Annotated in this window: 10 protein-coding genes; all 10 read right to left on the reverse strand. The window is 61.2% G+C overall.

Features of this window, described 5'->3' with window-relative positions; genetic code table 11:
- Positions 1-3: 3 nt before the first annotated feature.
- Positions 4-855, reverse strand: a complete 852-nt coding sequence (locus I5P96_RS14105) for a ParA family protein (protein ID WP_207686268.1) — start codon at positions 853-855, stop codon at positions 4-6.
- 272 nt (positions 856-1,127) lie between these two features.
- On the reverse strand, positions 1,128-1,922 hold the full coding sequence (locus I5P96_RS14110; protein ID WP_223382638.1) for a ParB/RepB/Spo0J family partition protein: 795 nt from the start codon (positions 1,920-1,922) through the stop codon (positions 1,128-1,130).
- Between the two features lie 157 nt (positions 1,923-2,079).
- The gene (rsmG, locus tag I5P96_RS14115) at positions 2,080-2,787 is read right to left on the reverse strand and encodes a 16S rRNA (guanine(527)-N(7))-methyltransferase RsmG (protein WP_223382639.1); all 708 of its coding nucleotides are present in this window, start codon (positions 2,785-2,787) and stop codon (positions 2,080-2,082) included.
- 121 nt (positions 2,788-2,908) lie between these two features.
- On the reverse strand, positions 2,909-4,786 hold the full coding sequence (gene mnmG / locus I5P96_RS14120; RefSeq protein WP_223382640.1) for a tRNA uridine-5-carboxymethylaminomethyl(34) synthesis enzyme MnmG: 1,878 nt from the start codon (positions 4,784-4,786) through the stop codon (positions 2,909-2,911).
- 2 nt (positions 4,787-4,788) lie between these two features.
- The gene (mnmE, locus tag I5P96_RS14125; protein WP_223382641.1) at positions 4,789-6,159 is read right to left on the reverse strand and encodes a tRNA uridine-5-carboxymethylaminomethyl(34) synthesis GTPase MnmE; all 1,371 of its coding nucleotides are present in this window, start codon (positions 6,157-6,159) and stop codon (positions 4,789-4,791) included.
- Between the two features lie 158 nt (positions 6,160-6,317).
- On the reverse strand, positions 6,318-7,454 hold the full coding sequence (jag, locus tag I5P96_RS14130) for an RNA-binding cell elongation regulator Jag/EloR (protein WP_223382642.1): 1,137 nt from the start codon (positions 7,452-7,454) through the stop codon (positions 6,318-6,320).
- A 5-nt stretch (positions 7,455-7,459) separates the two neighbouring features.
- Positions 7,460-8,542 (reverse strand): YidC/Oxa1 family membrane protein insertase, encoded by a 1,083-nt coding sequence (locus I5P96_RS14135; RefSeq protein ID WP_223382643.1) that lies wholly within the window; start codon positions 8,540-8,542, stop codon positions 7,460-7,462.
- Positions 8,543-8,629: 87 nt separating this feature from the next.
- On the reverse strand, positions 8,630-8,935 hold the full coding sequence (yidD, locus tag I5P96_RS14140) for a membrane protein insertion efficiency factor YidD (protein WP_097791278.1): 306 nt from the start codon (positions 8,933-8,935) through the stop codon (positions 8,630-8,632).
- Complete coding sequence (rnpA, locus tag I5P96_RS14145) at positions 8,932-9,333, reverse strand: ribonuclease P protein component (protein WP_097791277.1); 402 nt, start codon at positions 9,331-9,333, stop codon at positions 8,932-8,934. The genes yidD and rnpA overlap by 4 nt, the downstream gene beginning before the upstream one ends.
- 241 nt (positions 9,334-9,574) lie before the next feature.
- Positions 9,575-9,709 (reverse strand): 50S ribosomal protein L34, encoded by a 135-nt coding sequence (gene rpmH / locus I5P96_RS14150; RefSeq protein ID WP_005924258.1) that lies wholly within the window; start codon positions 9,707-9,709, stop codon positions 9,575-9,577.
- Between the last annotated feature and the right edge of the window lie 378 nt (positions 9,710-10,087).

Below are 10,087 nucleotides of genomic sequence, written 5' to 3' on the forward strand. Positions count from 1 at the left end.
TCCTTATACTTCCCCCTGCTTTACTTCTTCCAGCGCATTTTTCGGTTCGGCGGGTGCACTGCTGCCCTTGCCGCGCCGTTTGGCAGGCTCGTGCGGGCGGTTGTTCTTCACGAACTCAATGGCGAGGTCCATGTAGGCCTCGCTGCCCTTGCCCTTCGGCTCGTAGAAATTGATGGGCTGGCCGTAGCTGGGTGCCTCCGAAATGCGGATGGTGCGTGGGATGGTGGTCTTGTAGACCTTGGCCCCGAAGTACTTCTTGACCTGCTCCACGACCTGCATGGTCAGGTTCAGGCGGCCGGAGAACATCGTGAAGACCACGCCCTCAATGTCCAGATAGGGGTTGTACTTCTTGCGGATGGTCTTCAGGGTGCTGATGAGCTCAGACAGACCTTCCAGCGCATAATACTCGCACTGGATCGGGATCAGCACACTGTCGCAGGCGCACAGACCGTTCAGCGTCAGCAGGTCCAGGCTGGGCGGGCAGTCGATGAAGATGAAGTCATAGTCCTTCTGCACCTCGGCCAGCGCCTTGCGCAGGCGGCTCTCACGGCCGGGCAGGTCGATCATTTCCAGGCTCGCGCCCGCCAGCCGGGTGTTGGAGCCGATGACGTCGGTGCGGAACTCGGTGTTCCGGATGGCCTGCCGGGCGCTCGCCTCGCCGATGAGCATCTCATACGTCCCCAGCTCGACGCTCCGCTTGGGGATGCCGTAGCCGGTGGTGGTGTTGCCCTGCGGGTCCAGATCCACGATGAGCACCTTTTTGCCCAGCGCCGCAACACAGGACGACAGATTGACGGCCGTGGTCGTTTTGCCCACGCCGCCCTTTTGGTTTGCAACTGCAACTATTTTTGCCACGCGCGTTTTCTTCCTCTCAGGAAAACTTTTTGTTCCACGTGGAACATTCGAGGTCGGGCCGCCGTTTTCCCGTCTGCGGACCCCTTTGTTCTTTAGTATAGCACATCAGCGCGGCTTTTTGAACCCGATTCTTTATAATTTTGCGCGAAAACGGCCCCACATTCGCAGATTTTGCTTCCTCCGTTCGATTTTTTCAAATTCTTTCGCTCTCCCGGCGCGTTTTTGCTGTTGTTTTTTCGGCTCCGGATGTTCCACATGGAACATTCCCTCCCCTATTTCTGGGCCGCAGCAGTTGGGATGCGGACGGTGTACTCAATGTAGCCGTCCCGCTCCTCTCGGTGGGCGGTGGCGGGCACGCCATTGTCGGTCATCAGGCGGATGGCGTGGTCGATGGTGTTCACAAAGATGCGCACATCCTTGACCATCGAGATGCGGTGCTTGCCCTGCGACGTCTCGTTCAGCAGCTGGTCGATGTAAAGGTCGGTCGCGCGGGCGTTCATCTTCCGCTTGGCGATCATGATGAGGGCTTCGCTGCGGCGGTTCTCCGGCAGGCGGAGGACTGCCCGCGCGTGGCGCTCGGTCAGGCCGTTGTCCAGAATGAACTGCCGCTGGTCCCCTGTCAGCTGCAAAAGGCGAAGCTTGTTGGCCAGAGTCGGCTGTGCCATCCCCAGCCGTTTGGCTGCTTCGGCCTGTGTGCAGTCCCACAAAACCATCACGTCCCGCAGGCCCTGCGCCTGCTCAAATGGATTCAGGTCTGCCCGCTGCAAATTTTCGAGCAGGCCAAGCGCGGCGGTGCGCTGGTCGGTAAAGTTGCAGACGATGGATGGGATGGTCTCCATCTTCGCCAGCTTGCAGGCGCGGAGCCGCCGCTCCCCCGCGACCAGCTCATAGCCGCTGTCGGTCTTCCGCACCGTGATGGGCTGCAACAGACCGTTTTCCCGGATGCTCTGGGCCAGCCCCGCAAGCTCGTGCTCATCAAAGGTCGTGCGCGCCTGATACGGCGAGGGATGGATGTCTTCCACCGGGAGCTGTACGATCTTTCCAGCGGATCTTCTACGTTCAAACATAAGAATGCCCCTTTCACCAAAGTATGCGCTCGTTTTCAACAATTTCTCAGGAAAAGGTGGAAAACAAGCCTCGTTCCATCCCCAGTGTACCAGAAAACAAAACACCCTGCCAGAAGTTTCGTTCGGCAGGGTGCTTCAATTTTATTTCGATATTTCGTTATTTCAGCGGCGATTTTGCGATTTTTCCACCATTTCTGGGGTACGCTGTCGGAGTTTGCGAAATCTTTTTGCAGAGGATGAGGGTGCGGGTGTCGCCGCCGGGCAGATGCAGGGTGCGGGTCTCCTGATACGCGCCGCCCAGCTTCCGGATGGCGCCGCGGGCTGCCGCAAGTTCCTCCTCACCGGAAGCGCCCTTCATTGCCAGAAAGCTGCCGCCGACCTTGACCAGCGGCAGGCAGTATTCGGCCAGCATCGGCAGAGCCGCCACCGCGCGGGCCGAGGCAAGGTCGAACTGTTCCCGCCAGCTCTTGCGGGCTGCTTCCTCAGCGCGCTCCTTGGCGAACTCCACCCCGGTCAGGCCCAGCTGGCCGCAGGCATATTTCAAAAACTCCACCCGCTTGCCGGTCGGCTCCATCAGGGTCAGTTCCAGTTCCGGTTTGTAGATCTTGGTCACGATGCCGGGGAAGCCTGCCCCTGCGCCGACGTCCACCATCTTCCCTGCCACTTCCGGCTGCGCGGCAAAGAGCAGGCTGTCGAGGAAGTGCTTGTCCTCGATGCCCTCCGGGTCGGTGATGGCGGTCAGGTTGACCTTCTGGTTATACTCCACCAGGATCTCTGCAAAGGCGTCCAGCTGGTCGAGCTGGGTCCCGGTCAGCGCAATGTTCCACATGGAACACTTTTCTTCCAGTCTGTTTTTGTCGATCATCGTTTGTTCCTTTTCGTTTCAGGTGTTTCGCGTGTTCGGACGGGGCATTCCCCGGTCAGCTTTACGTAGGTCGGCGCATGGTGGACTCTCCTTTTAGGAGAAGAGGCCCTGGCATTCTCTCTCAATCTTTCCGGGGGCCTGCGGCCAGCGCGATGCTGAGCTGCGCCACATCCGAGGGCGACACGCCGGGGATGCGCCCCGCCTGCCCCAGATTCTTCGGGCGGATGCGCGCCAGCTTCTCGCGGGCTTCCAGCGTCAGGCCGGTCAGGGCCTCATAGGCGAAACCCTCCGGGATGAGCGTCTTTTCATGGCGGGCCACGTCGCGGATCATCCGATCCTGCCGGGCAATGTAGCCCGCATACTTGATCTCCGTCTCCAGCCGCTCGGCCAGCATGGGGGTGATCTCCTCCCCCCAGCCGATGACGCCCGTGAGGAGCGAATAGGAGATCTCCGGGCGGCGCAGCAGCTCTTCGGCGATGCCGCCCTCCGCTGCCGGGGCCAGACCCGCCGCTTCCATCGCGGCCCGCAGGTCGGCGGTGCGCAGATGCGTTTCGTGCAGGCGGCGGCGCTCCGCATTCAGAATGGCCTGTGTGTGCTGGTATCTGGCCCAGCGGTCATCCTGCACCAGCCCATAGTCCCGGCCGATGGGGGTCAGGCGCTGGTCGGCGTTGTCCTGCCGCAGGGTCAGCCGGTATTCGCTGCGGCTGGTCATCATGCGGTAAGGGTCCATGACGCCCTTGGTCACAAGGTCATCCACCAGCGTACCGAGGTAGCTCGTATGACGCGGCAGAATGAGCTGTTCTTTGCCCAGTGCATTGCGGGCGGCGTTCAGGCCGGCCAGCAGCCCCTGCGCAGCCGCTTCCTCGTAGCCGGAGGTGCCATTGAACTGCCCCGCACCGTACAGACCGCGAACGTTCTTGCTCTCCAGCGTTGCTTCCAGACTGGTGGGGTCCACACAGTCGTATTCGATGGCGTAGGCCGGACGCATGATCTCGATGTTCTCAAACCCTTTGATGCTCCGGTAGAAGGCGTTCTGCACATCTTCCGGCAGGCTGCTGGAAGCGCCCTGTAAATACATCTCCTCGGTGTTCTCGCCGCAGGGCTCCACAAAGATGGGGTGGCGGTCCTTCCCTGCAAAGCGGACGACCTTATCCTCGATGGAGGGGCAGTAGCGCGGGCCGACACCCTCGATCATGCCGCCGTAGAGCGGGCTGCGCTGGATGTTGTCCAGAATGATCCGGTGCGTCTCCGGGTTGGTGTAGGCGATCCAGCATTCCACCTTGTTGTGCATGGGCGCATCGGTCAGGAAGCTGAAAGGCTGCAGCTCATGGTCCGGGTCGCCGGGCTGGCATTCCAGCTGGGAGAAGTCGATGCTGCGCCGGTGGACACGGGCCGGGGTGCCGGTCTTGAACCGACGCAACGGCAGGCCCGCTGCCTTCAGGCTCTCGGTCAGGGCATTGGCGGCGTGCATTCCGTCCGGGCCGGAGGCATACCACGCATCGCCCACAAAGATCTTGCCGCCGAGGTTGGTGCCCGTGGCGATGACCACACATTTGGCCCCATACTCGCCGTTCAGCTGGGTCACAACCCCCTTCACATGGCCGTCCTCCACCTCGATGGAGACGACCTCTGCCTGATGGATGGCCAGACCCGGCGTCAATTCCAGCGCATGTTTCATATATTCGTGGTAGCGCTTGCGGTCGGTCTGGACGCGCAGCGCATGGACCGCCGGGCCCTTGCCCTTGTTCAGCATCCGGCTCTGCAGATAGGTGGCGTCCGCCGCCAGGCCCATCACGCCGCCAAGAGCATCCAATTCACGTACCAGCGTTCCTTTTGCAGTCCCACCAATGCTGGGATTGCAGGGCATATTGCCGATGGCATCCAGGCTCATGGTGAACACCGCCGTCTTCGCACCCAGCGTTGCAGCCGCATGGGCCGCTTCAATGCCCGCATGGCCTGCGCCGATCACAATGACGTCATAATCTCCTAAATGGTTCATTTTTACTTTCCCACACAAAATCGTTCAAATACTTCGTTGATGACCGCTTCCGACGCATTTTCGCCGGTCAAGTCACACAGGGCATCCAGGGCATCGTCCACGCAGACCGATACGGCATCCAGCCCGAACCCGCCCGCTGCGGCCTCCAGCGCACCGGCGACCGCTTCCCGCGCACGGGTGGCGGCGGCAAGCTGCCGCTGCCCCGAAAGGCTGGCAGCGTGGGGGTCGATCTGGTTCGTGCCCAGCAGCCGCGCCACCGCCGAGGCGATGAGCTTCCGTGCCCCCTCCTCCTGGCAGCAGACCGGCAGCACCATCGCGAAATAGGGCGCGATGACCTCCGCGTCGAACCGGGTCGGCTTGTCCTCCTTGTTGATGAGGGCAATGGCCGGGCGGCCCGCACACTTCCGGGCCAGCGCAAGGTCCTCCCGCGTCAGCGGCTCCGAACCGTCAAAGACGGCCAGCACCAGCCCAGCCTCGTCCAGTTTCTTCCAGCTGCGGCGGATGCCCTCGGCCTCGATGACGTCTTCGGTATCCCGCAGTCCGGCGGTGTCGAAGAGGTTCAGCCGGATGTCGCCCAGCCGGACGGCCTGTTCCACCACGTCGCGGGTCGTGCCCGCCACCGGGGTCACGATGGCCCGGTCGAACCCGGCCAGCAGGTTCAGCAGGGTGGATTTTCCTGCATTGGGCCGGCCCACGATGGCACAATCCACGCCTTCGCGCAGAACGGCCCCGGCATCGTAGTTCCGGATGAGGATATCCAGCTCGTCCTTCACGCTGCCCAGCACGGCTTGCAGATGGGTCTCGTCCAGCTCCAGCACATCTTCCTCCGGGAAATCCACCCACGCGGCCAGATGGGCCTGCAGACTGGTCAGGGCCTCTTTTTCGGCGGCGATCTTTCTGGCCAGCGCCCCGCCCAGCGAAGCATTGGCCAGCGCGGCCCCCTGTCTGCCATCCGCAGACACCAGATCCATGACGGCCTCGGCCTGGGTCAGGCTGAGCTTGCCGTTCAGGAAGGCGCGGCGGGTGTACTCGCCCGGCGCAGCAGGCGCAGCCCCGGCCTCGATGCAGCTTTCCACCAGCCGCCGGGCCACAGCGCTGCCGCCGTGGCAGCTCAGCTCCACCACGTCCTCGCCGGTGTAGCTGTGGGGTGCCCGGAAAAAGAGGGCGACCCCCTCATCGAAGGCTTCCTCCCCTTCCAGAAATGTTCCGAACAGGGCGGTGTAGCCTTTGGCCCCGGCCACGGTCCGGTCCGGGTTCGCGGGGCGGAACACCCGCGCCGCCACGGCGTAGCTCTCCGGCCCCGAAAGGCGCACGACGGCAATGCCGCCCGCCCCCGGTGCTGTTGCAATGGCTGCAATGGTCGAATCCTGCATCTGTGTCCCCTCCCGCTGGTTTGAATCAAAATTTATTGTACCACGAACCGACGAAAAAGGGAAGTTTTTCTTCGCAGGCGGCCTGTGTGCAAAACAAAAGCTGCCCCTTCCCGGCAGTTTTCCACCAGAAAGGGGCAGCATGGTTCAAAACTCAGCGATCAGATCTCGATCTTGCCGAAGCTGAAATCGGCGAAGTCGTCCACGCGCTCGGTGCGCTTGGGTGCTACGGGTGCTGCATCCTCCGCGTCGCGGGGCGCATAGGTGCGCTCCGGCACACCGGAGCCGCGGCCGCCGCGGCTGCCTGCCGGGCGGGGTCCGCTGCGGTAGCCGCCGCGATTGCTGCCATTGCGGTCGCCGTTCCGGTTCCCGCGATAGCCGCCATTCCGGTTTCCACCGTTCCGGCGGCCGTTGCCGCGCGGGCGGCGCTCGCCGTAGGTGTTGTCGGTCTGGGCATCGGGTGCGGTGGAGTAGATGACCACACGGCGGTCACGGCCTTCGCCCTTGCTCTCGCTGCGGACGCCCTCCATCTTGCCGATGGCAGAGTGGATGATGCGGCGCTCGTAGGGGTTCATCGGCTCCATGGCAAAGCTGCGGCCGGTCTTGCGGACCTTGGCACCGATGCGCTGCGCCAGAGCGGTCAGATCGCTCTCGCGCTTGTCGCGGTAACCGGCCACATCCAGACCCAGCTTGATGTAATCGCCTTCCAGACGGTTGGCCACCAGGCTTGCCAGATAGGACAGGCTCTCCATGGTCTCGCCGCGGCGGCCGATGAGGGCACCCAGCTTCTCGCCATCCAGACGGATGATGGTGGCTTCGCCCTTCTGCACGGCGCTGAAGGTCACGTCATTGACGCCCATCCGGGTGATGACTTCCTGCAGATATTCCACAGCGGCCTTGACCTTGCTGTTCTCTTCGATGTTGATGGGCACTTCCACCTCTTCGGCTTCCTCTGCGGGAGCTGCCTCTGCAGCCGGTGCGGCCTCCTCAGCCTTGGGTTCCTCGGCCGGAGCAGTTTCCTCCGCAGCGGGTGCGGCGGGCACTTCCACCTTCTCCTCCACGGGAGCCGGTGCCTCTGCGGCGGCGGGTGCCTCCGGAGCCTTGGGTGCATCGGGCTCTTCCACACTGACCCGCACCTTGGCGGGGGTCAGTTTCAGGCCCAGGAATCCCGTCTTCTGCGGCATTTCCAGCACTTCGTAGCTCACATTCATATCCTCAGCCTGCACACCCAGCAGGGCGCAGGCCTTTGCGCGGGCTTCATCAACCGTCTTGCCGGTTGCTTCCTGAGTACGGATCATAACCGTTATTCCTCCTCTTTCTTGTTCAGCTCGCTCAGCGGAACGGTGCGCTCGTCCTTGTAGCGCTCTGCGTCCAGCTGGCGGGCATACTCCAGGCGGCGCTTGTTCATCTCGCTGGCGGAGATGTTCTTCTCGACCGTCTCGCCGGTCTTCTCGTCCGTGACCTTGATGGTGGTGCTCTTCACACCGCGCTTCTGCTCCTTTTTGCGGGCTGCCATCTCCGCCAGAACTTCAGCCTTCACCTTTTCGGGGTCGTAGATCTTCTTCATGATGATGCTCTGCACAGTCATGAGGATGTTGGAGACGACATAGTACAGGGAGAATGCGCAGGGGACCGTGAAGCAGAAGAACAGATACATCAGCGGCATCATATACATGGTCAGCTTCATGCTGCCCTGCATCTGCTGGCCGGAGGCCTTCATGCTGATGTGGGTGGAGATGAACATGGTCACGATGGCCAGGACGGGGAAGATCAGCAGGGGCAGGTTCTCTGCGGCCAGGCTGTACTGGGGCACACGGGTCAGGTCGATGCCGAAGAAATCCATGTGCTGGCCGAACTCGGTGATGGTGCTGACCTGATCCGGGGTGAAGCAGCTGGTGACAGTGCTCTCGCCCGCAATGACCTGCGCGATGATGTTGGTGTCGCGGGTCACGGTGGTAAAGCTGATGCCAAGGGTCGTCAGGGCCTCACCGGCAGCGGTCAGGGCATCGGCACCGATGTGGAAGATGCGCTGCAGCGGGCGGTACACGACCTCGATGACGCCGAACATGACCAGGAAGTTGACCAGCATGGGCATACAGCCTGCGGTGGGCTTGTAGCCCTGCTCCTGCAGCTTCATCAGCTCTTCCTGCTGCTTGTCGGGCTTGTCGCGGTACTTCTTCTGGATGTCGGCGACCAGAGGCTGGTAGGCGGACATCCGGGCCATGCTCTTCTGCTGGTTGATCTGCAGCGGGATCTTGACGAGCGTGATCAGCAGGGTGAACAGGATGATGTCCCAGCCATAGTTCGGGATCAGCTTGTAGATCCACTCCATTACATAGCCGAGAGGCCAGCCGAGGATGTATAAAGGATTCATATCTTCGTCCATTCTGCCCCGCCTGTGGCGCGGGACGATAAATTTTTTATGAGAAGGACACACCGCCCACAGTTCGGTGCGTCACAAGAAGCTGATTTTTCAGGAGCGATGGCTCCGTCTGGCCCGGAAGAGCCGTGCGGCCGAGAGCTTCCGCTCCGGGCTGACCCACCTTCCCTTCGGGGGAACAGGGTCGTACCCCCAGCGGCCCAGCGGATTGCACCGGGCGATGCGGGCCGCGCCCAGCAGCAGCCCTTTCAGGCAGCCATGGGTCTGGATGGCCTCCAGCGTGTACTGGCTGCACGAAGGCGAAAAGCGGCAGCTGCGCCCAAGGCCGGGGCTGATGAAGCGCTGGTAGAATCGGATGGGCGCGCAGAGCGCGTTCCGGCATCCCTGCGAAAGGCTCATTCCTGCGGGGCCGGCTTCTGAGCCGGCGGAACCGTGGCCGGGGGCTTGGCTCCCGGCTGTTTGGCCTTGTCCGGCAGACCGGCCTGTGCAAAGAGTTTGGCCACCACTTCGCTGAGCTGCCAGCTCTTGAGGTGCGGAGTGATGCCCCGCGCCACAAACACGAGGTCGTAGCCGCCGATGTTGTAGTCCAGATGCTCGTCGATGGCCGCCTTCATCACGCGGCGGGCACGGTTGCGCTGCACGGCATGGCCGATCTTTTTGGTGGCTGTCAGGCCCACGCGGGTCTTTTTGCCGCGGGTCTTGAGGACGTACAGCACCAGCGCCGGGTTCACATAGGACTTGCCGCGGGCATACACGCGGCCATATTCGCTGTTGCGGCGGATGGGACGATAGCGCACTCCTTCGGCGCCTCCTTTTCTGGTAAAATCGGGTACTCTGCCCAAAAGGCAAAGTTCAAAATCAGTATAGCAAAAAAACGCCGACATGAAAAGCCTGTCCGGACGTTTTTTGTGCCAAATCTTCGGAATATTTTTTAGTCAAACCGCGCGAAAATAAAAAAGAAGACCGCCAATTCGATATCAGCGGCCTTTTGTGCGCATGTTCAATTCTGCGCCGGACCCATTGCTCAACGCAGCTGGATCAGACGGTCAGGCTCTTGCGGCCCTTTGCACGGCGAGCATTGATGACCTTGCGGCCGTTCTTGGTGCTCATGCGGGTCAGAAAGCCATGAACTTCCTTGCGCTGACGCTTCTTGGGCTGAAAAGTTCTCTTCATGGTTGTATCCTCCGTAAAAACTCGTCCCCGGTGATGGGGTCTATTCTGGTCCCAAAATGGGGACAGGCTTGCAATTCAACAGTATATCGCACACTATCCCCTTCTGTCAAGCATTTTTTTCGCTTTCCAGCAAACTTTTTTCAAAACCGGGTGTGAAAAATCTTTCAACTTTTTCACCCCTTCCCCGTGGAAAACTTTTCTTCTACCATATCTTGTGGCTGATTTGGGTGTTGGACACAAGCCTTGCAGACGGACGCAGGTGCGTCTTTTCTTATGTATTATAAATTACATTATAGAATGTAGACGCAGGGAGATTTTTGTGGTATACTAACCTGGTATCAGCAGCATTGTTGAAAACTTCAATGGAGTGGATGTTTT

The sequence above is a fragment of the Faecalibacterium prausnitzii genome, from assembly GCF_019967995.1.
GTDB classification, from domain to species: domain Bacteria; phylum Bacillota; class Clostridia; order Oscillospirales; family Ruminococcaceae; genus Faecalibacterium; species Faecalibacterium prausnitzii_E.